General features: G+C 31.9%; 15 protein-coding genes. 5 read left to right on the forward strand and 10 right to left on the reverse strand.

Translation table 11 applies throughout. From position 1 onward, the window contains the following. Positions 1–918, forward strand: a complete 918-nt coding sequence (locus tag JEY78_RS04410) for a hypothetical protein (RefSeq protein ID WP_291847143.1) — start codon at positions 1–3, stop codon at positions 916–918. On the opposite strand, the gene JEY78_RS04415 is transcribed toward JEY78_RS04410, so the two are convergent. After that, positions 915–2189 carry a replication-associated recombination protein A gene (locus JEY78_RS04415; protein WP_291847145.1) on the reverse strand — a complete coding sequence of 425 codons (1275 nt, stop codon included), beginning with the start codon at positions 2187–2189 and terminating at the stop codon, positions 915–917. The genes JEY78_RS04410 and JEY78_RS04415 overlap by 4 nt on opposite strands. 173 nt (positions 2190–2362) lie before the next feature. Here JEY78_RS04415 and JEY78_RS04420 point away from each other — a divergent pair, with 173 nt between their 5' ends. After that, positions 2363–3028: a rhomboid family intramembrane serine protease gene (locus JEY78_RS04420; protein ID WP_291847147.1), complete on the forward strand. Its 666-nt coding sequence runs from the start codon at positions 2363–2365 to the stop codon at positions 3026–3028. Between the two features lie 131 nt (positions 3029–3159). Here the strand turns inward: JEY78_RS04420 and rlmB are convergent, their stop codons facing one another. From rlmB to JEY78_RS04440, 4 genes are all read right to left on the reverse strand, one after another. Next, complete coding sequence (gene rlmB / locus JEY78_RS04425) at positions 3160–3906, reverse strand: 23S rRNA (guanosine(2251)-2'-O)-methyltransferase RlmB (protein WP_291847149.1); 747 nt, start codon at positions 3904–3906, stop codon at positions 3160–3162. Positions 3907–3987: 81 nt separating this feature from the next. Next, positions 3988–4719: a hypothetical protein gene (locus tag JEY78_RS04430; protein WP_291847151.1), complete on the reverse strand. Its 732-nt coding sequence runs from the start codon at positions 4717–4719 to the stop codon at positions 3988–3990. A 73-nt stretch (positions 4720–4792) separates the two neighbouring features. Further along, positions 4793–6301 (reverse strand): RagB/SusD family nutrient uptake outer membrane protein, encoded by a 1509-nt coding sequence (locus JEY78_RS04435; RefSeq protein ID WP_291847153.1) that lies wholly within the window; start codon positions 6299–6301, stop codon positions 4793–4795. Positions 6302–6322: 21 nt separating this feature from the next. After that, the gene (locus tag JEY78_RS04440; RefSeq protein WP_291847155.1) at positions 6323–9520 is read right to left on the reverse strand and encodes a SusC/RagA family TonB-linked outer membrane protein; all 3198 of its coding nucleotides are present in this window, start codon (positions 9518–9520) and stop codon (positions 6323–6325) included. Positions 9521–9735: 215 nt separating this feature from the next. Between JEY78_RS04440 and JEY78_RS04445 the strand changes: the two genes are divergently transcribed. Beyond that, a complete protein-coding gene (locus tag JEY78_RS04445) occupies positions 9736–10431 on the forward strand; it encodes a hypothetical protein (protein WP_291847157.1) in 696 nt (231 codons plus the stop codon). Positions 10432–10503: 72 nt separating this feature from the next. On the opposite strand, the gene JEY78_RS04450 is transcribed toward JEY78_RS04445, so the two are convergent. The 5 genes from JEY78_RS04450 to JEY78_RS04470 all read right to left on the reverse strand — a co-directional run bounded on the left by JEY78_RS04450 (position 10504) and on the right by JEY78_RS04470 (position 19185). Beyond that, positions 10504–11781: a hypothetical protein gene (locus JEY78_RS04450; protein WP_291847159.1), complete on the reverse strand. Its 1278-nt coding sequence runs from the start codon at positions 11779–11781 to the stop codon at positions 10504–10506. 24 nt (positions 11782–11805) lie between these two features. Further along, positions 11806–12711 (reverse strand): hypothetical protein, encoded by a 906-nt coding sequence (locus JEY78_RS04455; RefSeq protein ID WP_291847161.1) that lies wholly within the window; start codon positions 12709–12711, stop codon positions 11806–11808. A gap of 22 nt (positions 12712–12733) precedes the next feature. Next, on the reverse strand, positions 12734–14161 hold the full coding sequence (locus JEY78_RS04460) for a SusD/RagB family nutrient-binding outer membrane lipoprotein (protein WP_291847163.1): 1428 nt from the start codon (positions 14159–14161) through the stop codon (positions 12734–12736). A 28-nt stretch (positions 14162–14189) separates the two neighbouring features. Further along, complete coding sequence (locus JEY78_RS04465) at positions 14190–17324, reverse strand: SusC/RagA family TonB-linked outer membrane protein (protein ID WP_291847165.1); 3135 nt, start codon at positions 17322–17324, stop codon at positions 14190–14192. Between the two features lie 193 nt (positions 17325–17517). Further along, positions 17518–19185 (reverse strand): POTRA domain-containing protein, encoded by a 1668-nt coding sequence (locus tag JEY78_RS04470; protein WP_291847167.1) that lies wholly within the window; start codon positions 19183–19185, stop codon positions 17518–17520. 161 nt (positions 19186–19346) lie between these two features. Here JEY78_RS04470 and rpsL point away from each other — a divergent pair, with 161 nt between their 5' ends. Next, positions 19347–19721: a 30S ribosomal protein S12 gene (rpsL, locus tag JEY78_RS04475; RefSeq protein WP_068206887.1), complete on the forward strand. Its 375-nt coding sequence runs from the start codon at positions 19347–19349 to the stop codon at positions 19719–19721. Positions 19722–19744: 23 nt separating this feature from the next. Continuing rightward, complete coding sequence (gene rpsG, locus JEY78_RS04480; protein WP_291847169.1) at positions 19745–20221, forward strand: 30S ribosomal protein S7; 477 nt, start codon at positions 19745–19747, stop codon at positions 20219–20221. Positions 20222–20224 lie beyond the last annotated feature (3 nt).

A 20224-nucleotide genomic window follows, 5' to 3' on the forward strand; every position in this document is an offset into this window, starting at 1 on the left:
ATGAAAAAATCTTTCTTAATTGTAACTTTTATAATGGCTATTTCAGCTGTGAGTTACGCACAAAAAAACAATCTTAATAGTTATAAATATATACTAGTACCTGCACAATATGAATTTCAAAAAAGTGAAGATGCATACCAAGTAAATTCATTAACCAAATTTTTATTTAACCGAGCTGGTTTTACTGTATTTATGACCAATGAAACCATACCAGCTGAATTGGCAAATAATTCGTGTATGGCTTTAAAAGCAATGGTAGTAAACAATTCCGGAATGTTACGTACCAAAATGCAATTAAAGTTAGTAGATTGTTACAATAATGTAGTGTATTTAACAGAAGAAGGAAATTCTAAAGAAAAAGAATATCAAAAAGCATATCATGAGGCAATTAGAGAGGCATTTGAAGAAATTGAAGCATTAAATTATGAATATAATAAGCCACAAATAGAAACAAAACAAGAGGTGAAGGTGGTTGAAACAGCACTTCCAAAACCAATTGTAAAAGAAGTTGTTGAGGCTGTAGATGATATTCAAAAAGTGGTGGTTGTTGAAGAAAAGATAGAAACAACACAGGCAATAAAAGTGGTAGCACCTATTATTGAAAAAAAGAAAACAATAACAAAACCAATTCAAGAAGAAATTAAAGAAATTGAAATTAAACCAGTAGTAGCAATTGAAGGAACATACGAAGTTGAAAAGTGGGGGAGCTGTAAAATTTTAAAAACAGATGAAGGCTATGCATTTACCGCAGGCGATGAAAACTTTGAATTTGCAGTAGTATATCCAACTTCAAAACCAACTATTTTTATTATTAAATATGCGGCGTACAAACAACCTCAAATGTTAGAATTAAGCGCAGATGGTAGTTTAAAAGTAGATAGTGCTACAGGAATAAAAACATATAAAAGAGTGCGTTAGTAATTATATTTACTTTTCCACAATTTTTTTAAAAACTCACGAATACTATATTCTCTGGCATTATTTCCAGGCTCATATAGTTTCGTGTTTTTTATATCATCAGGTAAAAACTCTTGTTCCGCAAAGTTGTTTTCAAAACTATGTGCATATTTATAATTTTTACCATAATCCAATTCTTTCATTAATTTGGTAGGTGCATTTCTTAAATGTAACGGAACCGATAAATCACCAGTTTCACGCACCAAAGCCTGTGCTTTTCCAATAGCTTCATAACTAGCATTACTTTTTGCTGAAGTAGCCAAATACACTGCGCATTGACTCAAAATTATCCGAGATTCTGGCCAGCCAATAGTATTCACTGCCTGAAAGGTATTATTCGCCATAATTAACGCAGTCGGATTTGCATTTCCAATATCTTCACTCGCTAAAATCAACAAACGTCTGGCAATAAATTTGGCGTCTTCACCACCTTCAATCATCCTGGCCAACCAATAAACAGCTCCATTCGGATCGCTTCCTCTAATCGATTTTATAAAGGCTGAAATAATATCATAATGTTGCTCGCCAGTTTTATCATAAAGTACCGTATTTTTCTGAATTTTAGAAAGCACCATTTCATTGGTAATTGTAATAGGTTCATCTTCGCTATTCACAACCAATTCAAAAATATTCAGCAATTTGCGCGCATCTCCACCAGAAATACGCAACAAAGCTTCTGTTTCCTCAATTTTAATTTCCTTTTTGGCAATAAAAGCATCTGTTTTTATAGCGCGTTCTAATAATTCTTCTAAATCAGATTTACTAAACGAATTTAAAATATACACTTGGCAACGAGATAGGAGCGCTGGAATAACTTCAAAACTCGGGTTTTCCGTAGTTGCGCCAATTAACGTAACCCAACCTTTTTCAACAGCACCTAATAAAGAATCTTGTTGAGATTTACTAAACCTATGAATTTCATCAATAAATAAAATAGGATTTTTAGTTGTAAATAAACCACCGCTTTGTTTTGCCTTATCAATAACATCACGTACATCCTTAACACCCGAATTAATAGCGCTTAAACTATAAAACGGACGTTTAGATTCCTGTGCAATAATATTTGCCAAGGTAGTTTTACCAATGCCTGGAGGTCCCCATAGAATTAACGAAGGAATAATACCACGTTTAATATGCTGCGTTAACGCACCATTTTTACCCACCAAATGTTGTTGACTAATATAGTCCTCTAAACATTTTGGTCTAATACGTTCTGCCAATGGTTCATTCATACTGTAAAAATAATAATAAAAATGCTTTGGGCGTTACACTGCATTACATTTGTGTCGGGCTATACGTTAAATCTTTTTTATAAAAAATAAAAAAGGATACCACTGCTATCCCTAACGCAGATAATTTCTTAAATTTAGCATTATTTAAAATACTAAAAAATAAACGGTTTTAAATGTCAGAGCATCAATTTAAAATTAAAAAAGGAACTTTTACAGTGCCAATAGCAGCATTAGTGGCTATTTGGCTTGTTTATACCATTGAAATTGGTTTTGGTTTTAATTTCAATAAATTCGGAATCTATCCTAAAACTATAGTAGGATTGCGAGGCATTCTTTTTTCACCTTTTATACATAGTGATATAAACCATATACTTAGCAACTCAGTGCCATTGTTTGTCATGTTGGGGAGTTTGTATTTTTTCTATCATAAAATAGCGAACAGAGTTTTAATTTTAGGTATCATGGTCTCAGGACTATTAACGTGGTTCATTGCACGTCCAGCCAATCATATTGGGGCAAGTGGTGTTATTTATTTTTTAGTAAGCTTTATATTTTTTAGTGGAATTTTCCGAAAATATTATCGCTTAATTGCACTGTCGTTAACCGTTGTATTTTTATATGGAAGTATGATTTGGTATGTATTACCAGTAGAAGAACGCATTTCGTGGGAAGGTCATTTAGCGGGTTTTGTAACAGGTTTAATTTTTGCAATATTGTTTAAAAGGGTAGGGCCGCAACCAGAAACTTTTGAATTTACGCCCAATGAAGAATTTGAAAGTTTGTTTGATGAAAACGGAAATTATAATCCACCTGAGGAAGTACAAGAACCACAAGATTAAAAGGAATATGAATACAATTAAAAAGTTGCCCGACTTATTTTAATAGTTGCACAACTAATTTTAAAAGTTGCGCAACTTTTGTTTTTTGTTGTGCAACTATTTTTAAATGTTGTAACGCTTAATTTGGCCTGTTATAATTTTATGCGTTGTCTTGTTACTTCATATAAAATTGCACCACAAGCTACCGAAACATTTAAAGATTCAATGTCACCCAATAAAGGCAATTTAGCTTTGTGCTCTACTATTTTTAAAATGGATGGATTGATTCCTCTATCTTCTGATCCCATAATAATGGCAGTAGGTAAGGTTAAATCAACATCGTAAATTAACTGATCTGTTTTTTCAGTGGCAGCAACAATTTGAATGTTTTCTGCTTGTAATTGAAAAACAGCATCTTTTATGTGGTCAACTTTACAAACAGGCACTTTAAAAGCAGCACCAGCAGAAGTTTTTATAGTATCTGCACTTACGGGCGCATTGCCTTGTTTTTGTATAATAATACCATCTACTCCGGTACATTCAGCCGTTCTAATAATAGCGCCAAAGTTTCTAACATCAGATATTTTATCTAGTAATAAAAATAGAGGTGTCGTTGTTTTTTCTAAAGTATCCGTAATTAAATCTTCTAAATCTATAAAATCAATAGCAGAAGTTTGGGCAACAACCCCTTGATGATTACTGTTTTTAGAAAGTCTGTTTAGTTTCTCTACAGGTACAAAACTACTAGCAATATTATTTTTTTTAATAAGCGTATTTAGTTCTGAAAATAAATGACCACTTAAGTCTTTTTGTAAAAAAACTTTACTAATTGTTTTGCCGGAGTTTATAGCTTCTATAACAGCTCTTAATCCAAATATTTTTGAAACTTCGTTTTCCATGCTGCAAATGTAGCTATATTGTTTGAATAAAAAAACCACCTCGTTAGAGGTGGTTTTTTAAAAATATTTTAAAGTAACGTATTAGTTACCTACTGTAAAAGTTTTTGTAGCAGAAGCACCAAAGTCTCCAATAACTTCAGCTAAAACATTACCATTGTTAATTAGGGTAACTTTTCCATTCGCAGGATAAGAAAGTCCATCACCGTAAGCATCATTCACGGTAAATGAATAGGTACCATTTGCTAAACAAAATTTAGCAGAAGCACTAGCTAATCCATCAGTGTATGGTCCACCAGATGCAATAACTACATTTGAGCTATTTTTCAAGTCCCAAGTAGTTTCACTTCCGTAACCATCAAATAAAATGTTTAGAACAACTTCATTAAATGGGCATACTTGAGTTACGTTAATTGTAATATCCTTACCAACAAATAAATTAGATTCTTGACTTAATTTAAGAACTAATTTTTTTCCAGCATCACCAATGTTAATATCTGATATTGTTATTGGAAGTGCCCCAACATTTGATTTTGCAGGAATAGTTACAAAAGAAGGAATAGTATAAGAAGCTGGATCAGCAGTAGACTTTTCAGTGTCAACTGTTATATTGATATTTCTATCAGAACCTTTAATTTGTGTTGAGTATACAAGAACTTCTTGTGAAGTAGTTCCATCTAAAGCTACACCAAAATCATAGGAAGTACTTTCAAAACTCACAAAATTCAAATCATCTGTTGTTTCAGTATCGTCTCCACAGCTATTGAAAACAAATAATGATATTGTCATCAAAAGTAAAAGTGAAATTTTTTTCATAATATATATTGTTTTAAAAAGTTTATAATAAGCAAACCAACTTAAAAAGTTGATTTGCTTATGTTATAATAAATTAATCAATGAAAGGGTTATTTTGAACTTCACTTTGTGGAATTTCAAAAGTTAATCTATCATCATCATAGCTAATTGCAACACCAACATTTGATAAATGATTAGAACCTCTAGTAATTGTAGCTTTATTACGTTTCATAGCTAAATAACTTTTTCCTTCTCCCCATAATTCAATTCTGGTTTGTAAGTAAATTTCATCTTGTAAAGCTTGTCCAGAAAGGCCATCCACGTATGAAGTATTTGGAATTCTTAAACTTAACAAAGCTTTTAAGCTAGTTCTTGCAGCACCATCATCTCCAGATTTAGAAGCAGCTTCCGCATGTAATAAATACATTTCAGCAACTCTCATATAAAGGTAATCTGTTATTACTGTTCTTTGCCCTCCAATTTTTCGTGCTGGGTCATAGAATTTGTTTAAAGGTACTAAGTAATATGAAGATGTTGTTGTTGGGTGAAATTGTTTTTTACGTGCATCATCAGCAGGTATTTTTGCATATAATCCAGCATCAATTGCTTTTCTATCACCAGCCCATTGGTAACTATATGTATAAGCATCCATTTGACCCCACCAAGAAACTAAATCAAGGCCATTGTCACTAGTTAAATCTACTCCCCACATCCATCCTGCAGTGTTCACATCGTTAAAACCTCCAATTTCATCACCAGCGCCGGTGTATGCGATTTCATCAGCAGACATTAGTGTATATCCTCCAGTGTTAATTACAGATGCAGCTAGATCTTTTGCTTTTTTATAATTTTCAGTACCACCCATTGCTCCATAGGTATAGGCTAAAAATGCTTGTGCAACAGATTTATTTACTTCATTTTTAGCAGATCTATTAAAAGTTTCTAAAAGTGTAATAGATTCTGTTAAATCTTTTATAATTAAGTCATACACTTCTTTAGATGTACTTTTTGGTTGATTTGGAGAAAGTGCATCTGTATAAATAGGTAATATTAATTCATCTGGGTTATAGCTCTCTTGAAAAAATTGAGTCAAATAAAAGTAGCAGTAAGCACGCATTGTTTTTGCTTGTCCCATAATGTGTTTATTTGCATCCAATTCTGGAGTTATATCATTTCCACCTAGCGCGTCAATAACTGAGTTAGCTGAACGGATTAGTCTATAGTAATATCTCCATACTTTGTAATTTGCAATATTAGTATAGTCTGTGGTAGCTTGAAATTCTGTAATTCCAGTTCTATACCATCCATAAGTACTAATTGATAAAGCTATATCACCAGATAACATATCACTATAGATATCATATCCTTTTTGACCAAAATCATCATGGTCTAAATTTGTTCCTCCAGTTCCTGTTTCGAACATTAAGGTATAAATACCTTTCATACTACCAGCAATTACGTCTGGGTTATTTGCACTAGCTTCTTGAATTTGCTCAGATGTCAAAAATTCAGTAGGCTTTGCATCCAAAAAGTCTTCACTACAACTATAGCTAATTGTTAAAAGAGCAAAAGCTGAAAGTGAATATATTATTAATTTTTTCATAATTTAAAATTTGTTACGTTATTAAAATTTTGCTCTTACCCCTAAAGTAAATGTACTTAATGGTGAATATCTATAAGTGTCAGATCCACCTGTTTCAGCAGTAGATGGGTTAAAACCATCTCTTTCACTTAAGAAGAATAAATTATCTCCTGATAAAGAAATGTTTAAACTTGAAAGTCCTGCTTTTTCAACAAAAGCTTTAGGAATTGTATAACCAATTTTAACATTGTTTAATGATAAGAAATCAGATTTTGAAATAAATCTTGTTGAAGAACTATTTACGTTTGTATCATAGTTGCTTGATAATCTTGGAACATTAGTAATGTCACCTGGTTGTTGCCATCTGTCATAAATATCTGTAGACCAGTTGTTATTTCCAATGGTACGGTTGTGCATTAAACCTGCATAAGCACCATCATAAGCATAACCACCAAGGCTGTAAATAAATTGAGAACTAATATCAAAATCTTTAAATGTTGCAGATAATCTGAACGCTCCTCTTATTTTAGGAATAGCTGATTTTCCAATATATTTTTGAGTGGCATCAGAATATGTTTTAGTAGTACTTTTACTAATAACATTATCTGGATTAGCATCCATATACTCTGTTAAAGAACTAATACGCTCTCCTGAATCTACTACCCCATTTGTATTGGCATCGTTGTAATAAACAAACCACATACCAGTACCGTCTGCAGGATCAACACCAGCCCATTCTCTTGTATAAAAATCATATAAAGAATGTCCAGTAGATCTACCATATAAACCGCTAATATCTAACAATTTAGGCTCTCCAGTTGCAGGGTCTATCGGCATTTGAGTTAATTCATTCTTTAAAAGTTCACCATTAATAGTAAAGTCTAAACTGTAATCTTCTTTTTTAAGAATATGAGTTGTGATATCAAATTCTAAACCACTGTTACGTAATTGACCATCATTTACAGTTTGAAGTGCGTATCCTACTGAAGGACCAACTCTTCTGTCAAATAATAAGTTATCTGTATCTTTAATGTAATAATCAATACCCGCATCAACATACTTTCCTAAACTAAATTCTAAACCTGTTTGGAATTGTTTTGAAGTTTCCCAAGTTAAATCAGGATTTCCAATTTGATTTTCAGAAATTGAAATTTCATCATTTAAGTTGTTTACGTTATAAGTTGTGTAACCAGGATAATATCCAACACCTGCTTGCTCTCCAACTAAACCATAACTCAATTTAAACTTCAAGAATTCAATTAAACTATATTGAGTCATGAAATTTTCTTTACTTAAAATCCAAGATGCTCCAACAGAACCAAATGTATCCCATTTGTTATCACCTATAAATCTTGAAGAACCATCACGTCTAACAGAACCTGTTAAAAAATATTTTTCTTGGAAATTATAGTTTACTTGTCCAAAATAACTTTCTAAACTTGATTCGTCTGTCCAAGATCTTGGAGGAGAAGATACAATTACAAAGTTGTTTAAGTCATCAATGTCAGGATGCACCATTTTTTCCATACTGGCAGTAAACCTTTTTTGCTCCCAAGCATTACTTTCGTGTGCTACTAAAACCTCTACGCTATGGTCATTAAAATTATTTTTATAACGTAATAAGTTTAAGAAGTTGTAAGCCAATAATTCCGTATCACTTTTATAAACTGAACCACCTTGACCAGCTGCAGATCCATAAAAAGGATTGTTTAAGCTATTGTATTTGTTATTATAGTATTGAGCACCAAATGAGTTTTCAAAAGTAAATTTATCACTAAATTTTATGTTAAAGCTAAAATTACCATTTAATTCATGTCTTTTAGCTCTACTTCTATCATAGTGTGCATCTGCAATTGAATTTGTTAAAGCTCCAAATGCTCTACCAACACCATAATCGTATTCATTTCCACCATAAATAGTTTCTGGAATAAAATTCCCACTAGCATCTCTTGAGAATAAAGGGAAAATAGAAGGGATATTGTCAACAAACCAGAAAATACTTCCTGAGTCTGAGCTTTGTCCATTATTATTAGTTTCAGACATTGCATAACCTAAGTTTACAGATCCTGTTAACCATGGTTTCACTTCATGAGATAAATTTATTCTAGTAGTATAACGTTTGTAGTCAGAATTAATAATATATCCAACATCTTCTAAATAACCGAAAGAAGAAAAATACCTTGTTTTATCACTTCCTCCACTCATTTTTAAGTTAGCTTCTGTTCTAAATGAATCTTGAAAACCGTAATCTTCCCAATTTTCCGGATCGTATTTTCTTGTAACGTTATCATTTACTGCACCAGTTAATGGGTTAATTAGATTTGCTCCATCAACATTCCATAAGTTGTATTTAGGGTCAATTCCTCCACCTGAAAATAAAGTGTTATTTGCGTAATCAGTAGGATTAGCTTCACCAGTAGCAACACCTTTGTTATAAAGTGCTTCCCAACTTAAAGCGATATATTCTTCAGGCGATTTAATAGTACTATAACGAGGTAATAAACTAACGTTAATACCTGTTTTTACATCTACTTCAATAGCAGAAGAATTTGATTTACCTCTTTTAGTATTAATTAAAATTACACCATTTGCTCCTCTAGAACCGTAAATAGCTGTTGCAGTTGCATCTTTAAGTACAGATGTTGATTCAATATCTGCAGGGTTAATAGAGTTGATACTTCCTGAAAAAGGAATACCATCAACAACATATAAAGGATCTCTGTTACCATTAACAGAACCAAAACCTCTAATTCTAATTGTTGAAGCTGTACCAGGTTGTCCAGAAGTATTTATTACTTGTACCCCAGAAACCTCACCCGCTAAAGCTTGTGAAACGTTAGAAACTGATTTTATTTCTAAATCTTCAGCTTTAACTGTTTTAATTGTACCTGTAAATGATTGTTTTGTTGATGTACCATAACCAACAATTACAACCTCTTCTAAAAGATTGGAACCCTCTAATTTAGCATCTATAATTGATCCAGAACCAACTGTTTTTTCAACAGCTGTCATACCAACATAGCTAAAAACTATAATATCACCTGATTTTGCTTTGATAGAATACTTTCCATCAAAATCAGTCTGAGTACCATTATTTGTGCCTTTGATTATAACATTCACTCCAGGAAGTGGACCACTTTCATCCGTAACTGTCCCTGAAATCGTTTTTTCTTGTGCAAAAGAAATTTGCACCAGTAACACTAGAATTAGTGTTAAAATTCCATTAAACTTTGTTTTCATTATATAATTGTTTGAATTAAATTTTTACCAAAAATCTTAAATTAATATTAAAATACCTAATTTTTTGTTAAAAAGAGTAGTAATTAAATAAGATGTATATTAATCAAGTATTAAAAAGATGTTCATATTTTGAAAAGGTTGCGTTTGGGTTGGCATAGTTTATTTAGTTAACTTTACTAAAATATTACAAGTCATTTTAATTTAAATTTATAAATATGAGAAAAGTTTTTTTTGCAGTAGTTGTTTTAATATCTTCATTATCAATAGGTCAAAATCCATTGAGCCTATTTCAAGAAGGAGGAGGGCGTATCATTCTGGAACAGACCAATGATTATAAAGGAGAACTTTATATTTATAATGAGTGGAATAAAGGAATGTTAGTGTTGAACGATAGTATATTTTCTGTGCAAGATTTTGTTAAATATGATGCATATAATGATAGGGTGTTAATTAAAAATATGAAGAATTTGAATGAAATTATTGAAATTTATGATAATTCCTTAACTGGTTTTTCACTTATAGATGCTAAGAGTGGCGTAAAACATGATTTTGTGAAGTTAGATAATTCAAAATTTAATGAAATGGTTCCTGGAAAATATTTTGAAATTGTGTTTAATTTAGAAAATAAAAATTATTTTCTGAAGCAAAGCACTAAATATTTGTATGACGCTAGTAAAAGTAAAGGGAGCCAACCCATGAATTTTATACCTTTAGAATATAAAGATAAAGTGACCTATTTTATTAAAAATCATTCTGGTTTATATGAAAAGGTTTCTTTAAATAAAAAAAGTATACTAAACGTTTTAAATGAACATTCTAAACTCGTTTCACAATATTTATCACAACATAAAATGAATTTAAAAAAGGAGTTAGAAGTTGTTAAGTTTGTTAACTATTATTACTCTTTGTAAAGTATGTTAAGTTAAACAAAAAAAGCCATCGATATTAATCGATGGCTTTTTTATTTGCTTAGTATTTAATACTTATGGAGCAACTGTTAAAGTTGCTGCAAAGTAAGGTGTACTTTGGTAGCCATTATTAAAAGCCCAATTACTTGGAGAGAAACCTCCTTGGTCTAAATAATATTGAATATTTAAAGTTCCAGTTGATGCATTATATGTTCCAGTACCTGTAATATAATAATCATCTTGTACAGCACCATTATAAGTAGTTGTGTATAAAAATTGTTTTGCAATTGTTACAACGCCAGCTGAACTTACAGTATAGTATACATTTCCAGCATCTACTACTATTTCACCCCAAAAATCTAACATCCAACCTGCGTTTAATCCTGAAATTAATTTTCCAGAACAATCAACACCTGTTGCAACTTCACTTGGGTAATCAGCATCAGTACCATCCCAAGTTACAACTTGATTTTCAAAATTGTTAATAGCTTCTCTTGTAATTGTGTATGAATTTAATGACTTTACAATTTTTGTAAGTACATAAAAATTATTAGCACACACATCAGCAGTATTTATAGCCCCTGAAAAAGAATCCGTACTACCGTTAATAACACCTGCTTGATTAAACTCTACATTTAAGTTTAAATCTCTTGGAATATCACTATTTGCATCATAAAAATCAGCAACTATGTAATATGTACCACTAGCAAGAGATGAAGGGATTACTAAACTTTCAAAACCACTTCCATCAGCTTCTTTTACAACATTTAAGTTATTTGGTGTTGATGAAACTAATAAACGCATATCAGCGAAATCTTCAGGATCAAATTCGTTACCAGCATTATCTGTTGCTATAGAAGCAAGTTCCCAACTTAAATCAACTGCTAAATCTCCATCTGTATAATTTAATATAGTAAAATCCATTGTTGCAGGAGTTAATTTTGCATTTGCAGTTCTTTCATCTCCAATTTGAATTTTTACAGTTTCGGTTTCTTCATACAATTCATCAGCAATTATTTTAATGGAACCCTTTCCAGTTAATGATCCAGCAGGAATAATAATATATCCTGTTACTTCAAAATCATCTCCCATAGTAGCGTCTCCACCAACTTGATTGATATACAATTTTGTATCTACTAGCTGAACTTGACTTAAGGTAGCTGTAAATGTATACACATCATTATTTTCAATTAAGCTTTTACTGCTAACTTGTGTAGTCACCGTTAGATCTGGTGACGTTGGTGTTAGCGTTGCCAAACCAGTATTTTCTTCTTGGTCACAACTTACCATAAAAAATCCTACGGTAAAAGCAGCTATATAAGAAAAAATACTTTTATAATTTTTTGTTATCATTTTTATATTTTTTAATATTAATAATTAGTCTACTAATTTTACCATTTTCTCGTAAAATTCTCTTGTTGCACCAACACCTCTAAAATAACCTGTTGTGAATTCAAGGGTGTCTTCACCAGTTACATCATTTGGTGTAGCTTTGTTAATTGGTGTTAAAGATTCGAAGTTGTAACTTCCGCCTGGAGAAATCATAATTGGAGAACCGTTTAATAGTACATCTGCACCAGTTAAATCTTGACCTAAAACTTGGATTGCACCAGTAGCATTATCTACTGTGAAATAATAGGTATTGTCCGCCCAAAACGCTAAACCGTTATGCTTATAAATACTAGCGTCAATAGATTCAATCACAAATTCATCACCATTCCAGTCGCCTTGGTAACCACCTGAATTCCAATAAGCACTTTCAACAACTTTATAAGTACCTGCAAATCTTGTAGAAATAGTTGCTTTAGTACTTGCGTAATTTAAATGTTCGCCTTCACTAGTAGTAACATAATAGTCAAATTTCCAATAATCTCCAATTTGGTAATCTCCGTCGTTTGAAGATAATGGTGCTCCGTTAGCTCCAATTAACCCTTGAATTGCTTCAGGGAACGTAAAGCTAAAACTAGCAAAACTATTTTGGTTAGTATCTGAAATTCCAATAGTTTTAAACTCTTCTATTGTGTTGGAAACAAAAGAACCGCTATAAAATGTTTTAGCAACTCTAATGCTTGTTGTTTTTACTGCGCCTTGGTATACTCTCATACTAGCCGTGTAAGGCCCAGGGTTACCAACTACGTAGTTTATTGAAGTATTCTTTACATCTAACAGACCACCTTCAACAATGTTTCCGTCAGGATTGTCAACATTTAAGTTATCATCATTACAAGCAAAGAATGTAATTAATGATAGAAATAAGATGCTTAAAGTTTTTATTGCTTTCATACTTTAATTTTAAAATTTTAGATTAGTTCATCCACCAAATTGGTGTTGTCAATAAATCGGCACCTTGTGAAGCTACAGCAGCTTCATAATTAGCTTTGTTTATTGAACTTTCAGTAGTTGGATAATTGTATCTTGAAGGAATTTGTGTTAAATCCGCTTCAAATGCCGGTGCAAGAACAGGTATTTTAGTTCTTCTCCATTCTGTCCAAGCTTCAACTCCTTGGCTAAATAATGCTATCCAATTTTGAGTAGCAATTTGCTCTAATGCTTGAGATTTTGTTCCACTTAAAGATTTTTCGTTTAAAAAAGCACTAATACTTGCGCTAGGAACTTCGTTATAAGTTAAAGAAGCAGTAATTCCTTCTAAGTAAAGCGCATTAGCATCTCCTGTCATATATCCTTTAGTAACAGCTTCAGCCATTAAGAATTTTAACTCAGCATTTGAGATAAAATAGCCTGGTAATTCTGGGCGTAAATAAAAAGAACCTAATGGAGAAACGTTGTCGTAGTTATAATCATCATTAGGGACATTTACATATCCAGAAGGTTTTCCTCTGTAAGCTCCTGCACCGTTTTTAGCTACATAAACACTTAACCTTGGGTCATTAGCAGTTATTAACATATCTACCATGACTGAGTTTACTTTCCATTCACCTCTTGTTCCAAAAACGATTGATTCGTATAATGGGTTAGAACTAGGGTTTGCACTTAGATACACTAATTTAGCTTCGTCATCATTGCTGCTAAATAAATTACCTGAAGCTTTTAAAGCTTGTAATTGTGAGGCAACATCCATTTTACCTGATGCTCTCATTAATACTCTAAATTTTAAAGAGGTCGCAAATTTTTTCCACTTTGCAGCATTTCCACCGTATAAAATATCATTTGTACTGTTAATAGTACCTGAAGTTCCAAGTAATGCAATAGCGTTATCTAACATTGTTAAAATACCAGCATAAACATCTTCTTGGCTATCATATACAGGTGCTATAATACCTTCATCAGCTTTAATAGCTTCTGAAAAAGGAATATCTCCATACGCATCTGTTAAAAATGCAAATCCATAGGCTTGTAAAGTTAAAGCAACACCTTGCATATTATTATTTTCTTCAGCAACGGCAATATTGTACATTGCATCAGCATCAGAAATAACAACAGAATAATAATCATCCCAAACCTGAGTAATTACCCCTTGACGTGGTTGGTATCTTTCTTCATCGTTGTATTGTACTTTAGCAAATTGTTGTGACCAACAAGCTCCCATATCACCTCCTACAAATGTACTGTAAGATCTGTTCATTGCGCCTCTAACAACTCCTGGAATTAATAGGTCCGAAGGAACCGCAACAGGATTGTTAGGATCTGTATTTATTTCTTCAAATCCATTATCACAACTTACAGAAACTAGTAAGCTGAATAATAAGATTGTTATAATTTTAAATCGTTTCATATGATTAAATATTTTTATATAATTTAGATTATAGTTTTAATTGTAAGTTAAAACCAACACTTCTTGCAGAAGGCAATTGTCCAAATTCCTGTCCTTGTTCAGCATTGTCATCACTAAAAGATGATTCTGGATCAATATGAGGAACATTTTTATGCAATATAGCTAAATTACGACCCACTAATGAGAAATTAATATCAGTAAATAATGTTTTAGCAGTCAGTGCTTTTGGTAATTTATATGTAAGCATTAATTGTCTTAATTTAACATATGAAGCATCAAATACAGCGCTTTCTACAATACTGTTAGAATACGCTCTTTTGTTATAATTTTCTGCAGGTACCACAACTGTGTTTGGCACATAGTTTCCTGAAGCGTCTAACATAACACCATCTCCAACAACTCCAGTTTCTCTACCTAAAGCAGTTTCAGCTAATATACCAGCGTATCTACCCCAAGTATAAGTCATTGTATGAATATCACCACCAATTTTAGCGTCAATTAAAGCATTAAAACTTAAGTTTTTGTATGTAAATGTAAAGTTAGCACCACCTGTCCAGTCTGGAGTAATGTTTCCTAATATTTTTGTTCCAGATGCAATTTTAGGTAAACCATTTTCGTAAATTACGTCACCGCTAGGGCTTCTGTCAAAATAAGTACCTACAATTGAACCATATGGTTGGCCTTCTCTAGCTTCTAAAGTCATAGACCATTGTCCACCAAGAACTAAAGATTCTAAACCACCTAATGATACCACCGTGTTTTTGTTTTTAGCAAAGTTTAAATCCAAATCAAATCTGAAATCACCTTTTTCAACAACAGTAGTTCCTAATTGTAATTCAATTCCTTTATTATTTAATTCACCAACGTTTTGAACGGCACTCGTATATCCAGAAGATGCAGTTACTTGAACTGGTACCACTAAATCTTTACTTGTTTGATCGTAGTAAGTGGCGTTAAAACGAATTTTACTATTTAATAATCTAATATCTAAACCAAACTCAGTACCAGTAGTAGTTTCTGATTTAATATTTGGGTTATTCAACTGACCAGGTAAAAAGGCAACTGAATTACCACCCCAAGTCTCAGTTGATAATGAATAAGTTGGTTGTAAGCTATATGGGCTTAAAGCACCAATACCACCAACTTCAGACCATCCACCTCTTACTTTTAAGAAATTGATAACTTCTGAATTTAAATCAACCATATCTGAAACTACAGCACTTGCTGTTACAGAAGGGTAGAAGAATGAGTTATTACTTGTTGGTAATAAACTAGACCAGTCATTTCTTCCTGAAAATTCTAAGTATAAGTAATCTTTATAAGAGAATTTACCAAAACCAAATAAACTATTAATTTTTTGTTCTGAGAATGAATTGCTCACTGTCCAGCTGCTTCCTGCTCTTAAATTGCTCACATTGTATAATCCTGGCAATTGTAATTGAGGAGCAAGTGTGTAAGCTAATTCAGATTTTCTGTACATGGAATTTCCACCTGCGCTAAATTCAAAATCTAAATCTTCAGTTAATTTAGTATTGTAAGATGCAATTAACTCAGTGTTTGTCTCAGTATAACTACGGTTAGTTTCAGAATAAGAACCATTTGGAGCTTCATTACTTCCAAAAGCCTGTCTTCTGTTTTGTCTCATGTTCCAGAAGTTAGTTCCTACTTTTCCAGAAACGGAAAATTTATCACTAAATTCATAGTTCATTGCTATATTTCCTACAATTCTATCTCTGTAATATTCTCTTGTGTTAGTATCTAACACCCAGTATGGGTTGTTTTGGAACACTGTATTCCAGTTAATTGGAGTTCCTTCAGCAGCTGTTCCTACAGGAGCTAATGGTAAGTTTCTCCAATCTTTTAATAAACTGAAGTCAACGTTTCTACCTGCCCAAATCATTTGTTGCACTGGATTTTCATTGTTGTATCCTTGCGTTACGAAGTTGTCACTTTTAGAACGTGTATAATTAACATCTAAAGAAGTTGTTAATTTATCAGACATTGTATATGTTGAAGAACCACCCACTGAAAATCTACTTAAATCAGTATTTGGAACCATACCTGTTTGATCCATTGAGTTTATAGATAATCTATAACCAATGTTTTCAGCACCACCAGAAAATGACAAACTGTTATTTAAAGTAATACCATCATCGTAGAAATTTTTAATATTGTCAGGCTGTGAAACCCAAGGAAGCGGAGCGCCACCAACAGTATATGAATTCCATTGAACAAACTCTAAACCAGTGTCTAAAGGAGGTCCCCAACTTTCGTCAACACCACCATCACCATTTTGTCCATCTATCCACTCAAAATAATCATGATTTCCACCTTGACCATATGAGTTTTGATAATTTGGCAACATTAAAGGAGTTTCAACAGACATAGTGCTGTTAAAAGTAATTCCTAATCCTTTACTTTTTGAACCAGATTTTGTTTTAATTTGAATTACCCCGTTTGCTGCTCTAACACCGTAAAGTGCAGCTGCTGCAGGACCTTTTAAAACAGAAATAGATTCAATATCATCAGGACTGATATCAGACACACCATTTGGTAAATCTGCACCACCACCTGAACCTGCGTTACCGAAGTTTCCGCTTTCTAATGGTACACCATTTACAACGTACAGTGGTTGGTTGTTACCAGTAATAGAACTTGCACCTCTTAATACAACTCTTGAAGAAGCACCAACTGCACCAGAACTATTTGTAATCTGAACACCGGCAACTTTACCAGATAAAGAATTTACAATGTTAGTTTCTCTTGCTTGAGTCATTTCATCTCCTCCAACTTGTTGTACAGCAAATGTTGCAGAACGTTTTTCAACTTTTCTACCAAATCCTGTCACCACAACTTCTTCAAGTGCTTCAGCACTTTCTCTCATTATGATGTCTATAGTTGCCGAAGCACCTACAGCTTTTTCAACAGTTTGTAATCCAATAAAGCTATACTGCAGGATGTTACCTGCTGCTGCTTTTATTGAATAATTACCGTCAAAATCGGTTTGAGTACCTGTTTTGGTACCTTTAATAATAACTGTTACTCCAGGTAACGGTCCGCTTGCATCGGAAACCTTACCTGTAACAGTTTTTTCTTGTGCAAACGATATTTGCAACATAAACGCTAATAGTAGCGTTAAAAAACCATTAAACTTTGTTTTCATTATATAATTATTTGAATTAATCTTGCCAAAAATCTTAATAATTTATTAATATTCCTAACATTTCGATGTTAAAGTCTTAAAATATGTTAAAATTGCTTAAATAAAAGGCTTTAAATGTTAACAAATAATCAATAAATGACAATAGTTGGTTTTTGCAGAATATGCATTTTTAGATATTTCTGTTGGTATATCCTTAAAAAAAGTAGGTAATCTTTAAGTGAATTTTAGAATTATTTAATTTAAAAGGGGTTTTTGAATTTTTACCCAAAGCGTAGCTTAAATTTGTCCTACTTTTTTCAGTAATGAAAAAGTATCCAATTCCTACACTGTAAATCTTTGAAGTTTGATTTATAATTGAATTTTCTAGGTAACCAACATCCGTAATTGTATATATTTTAGAAGAATCATTCAATTGATACTGGTATTCAAAATTTATGATGCTATATTTAGATGCCAAAATGGCTAACTCATCAAAACCTCTAATGGAATTTACGCCACCAATTCTAAAAAGTTCATTTTCAAGAATGTTTTTTGAGAATAATAATTCACTTTGTAGTTTTAGTAGTAAAGAACTTTTTGTTGTTAAAGAGAGGGTGTAGTTGCCTAACAATTCAATATTTTTTTGGTTTATAGTGGTAGCATCTGTTTTTCTTGATCCAATCAGGTAGCCAAATTCTAATGCTAAAGGACTATTATAATTTTTAGTATTAAATGCATAAGAGATTCCAATAATTGATTTTTTAAAATTCTTTATTGTAGTTGTATTATTCGCTGAGATTGTACTTGAATTTTCGTTTCTTATTAGCGCATTAAAACTGTGAGATTTATTAATTTGATAATTAAGCTTTATAGATGCTTTAACATTGGTAAAAGTGCTATCTTGTTTAATTATAGAAAAATTTAAGAAAGGACTAAGTTTTGAGTTATATATATATGGTGTAAAAAAACTACTTTCAAAAGATATATTTTCATTTACACTGCTTTTCCAGGAGAGTGTTAACACTTCTCCTTTATTAAAGGTGTTGTTTAATGCAATGTTTATATTTCCAGTTAATTGTAGGTTATTACTATTTTTATTATTTGAAAAACCAAGGATTCCATCAAATTTATTGTTTGATTTTTTCTTAAGGTAAACATATACCAGTGTTGAATCTTTTGTAAAAAGAACTTCAGGTGCTTTGATTTTTGTGACGAAAGAAAGGTTGCTTAGTTGCTGATTAAGTTTATTGAGCGTATTAATGTTAAATGTTGATTTAGGTTTTAACTCAAAATGATTTTTGAAGTATTTCTCTGGAAATTCATCATACCCTTTTACTACAATTCTGTCAATAGTTCTTTCTTTGGATTGATTTATTGAAAGTTCTGTGGTTAAAATATTAGTTAATATGGTTTGATTAATTAATGATACTTCCGTAAATGAGTTACCATTCTCTTCAAAATAATTTACGATGGAATTTATAGTTGCTTCGGTTTGAGAAAATGGTATTTCAAAATAAGTAGCGTTAAAACTTGAAGTAATTTTTTTTAAAAAATTAGGATCTACATTCTCTTTATAATAAATCCTTGTGAACTCAATTTTTGTTCCTAAACTAAATTCAGCTATAAAAATAGAATCTAGTTGTGTAAATGAATACTTATTATGTAGGTAGCCAAGTTTATGTAATTTTTCAGAAAACATTTTTACTTCTGATAGTGCTTCTTTTTTAGAAGTAGGTTTGTTGTTGTACAAAACACCTTCAAATTCGTTGTTTTGGATGCTATCAGTTGAATGAATTTTTAATTCAAATTGTTGTGCGATAATTTTAGGACTCCAATAGATAAATAGCACACAAAATAGTACTGGTTTTAAAAGGGATTTCAACACAATATAAATTTGATGTGAATATACATGAATATTTATTGAACTTTTATGTGAAAAATAAATTATATACAAGTTTGGTTAACAAGAATTAATTTGTACATTTGCAAACTCTTAGAAAAGAGCTAAGAAATTTATAAGTAATATAATAACAAAATTTTAGTATGCCAACAATTTCGCAATTAGTACGAAAAGGAAGAACCAAAATAACTAAGAAGAGTAAATCGGCTGCTTTAAATTCATGTCCTCAACGTAGAGGAGTATGTACACGTGTTTACACAACTACACCTAAAAAACCAAACTCAGCAATGCGTAAAGTTGCAAGGGTAAGGCTAACAAATGGTAACGAAGTAAACGCTTACATCCCTGGAGAAGGACATAATTTACAAGAGCACTCGATAGTATTAGTTAGAGGTGGAAGGGTTAAAGATTTACCAGGAGTTAGGTATCATATTGTTCGTGGAGCATTAGATACTGCAGGTGTTGATGGAAGAACACAACGTCGCTCTAAATATGGTACAAAAGCACCTAAAAAGTAATTAAAAAACTTTAATGTAAAGACATGAGAAAAAGAAAGGCGAAAAAAAGAGTTCTTTTACCAGATCCAAAGTTTAATGATCAATTGGTAACACGTTTTGTGAACAACTTAATGTGGGACGGTAAAAAATCTGTAGCTTTCAAAGTGTTTTATGATGCGTTAGACATTGTAGAACAAAAAAAGCAAAATGATGAAAAATCATCATTAGAGATATGGAAAGATGCATTATCAAATGTAATGCCGCACGTTGAGGTTCGTAGCCGTCGTGTTGGTGGAGCTACTTTTCAAATTCCAATGCAAATTAGACCAGACCGTAAGGTGTCTATTGCAATAAAATGGTTGATATCTTATTCAAGAAAACGTAATGAAAAATCAATGGCTCAGCGTTTAGCTGGTGAAGTTTTAGCTGCTGCAAAAGAAGAAGGTGCTGCTGTTAAGAAAAGAATTGATGTTCATAAAATGGCAGATGCTAACAAAGCATTCTCTCACCTTAGATTTTAATAA

Source organism: Lutibacter sp., from assembly GCF_016342705.1.
Classification (GTDB): domain Bacteria; phylum Bacteroidota; class Bacteroidia; order Flavobacteriales; family Flavobacteriaceae; genus Lutibacter.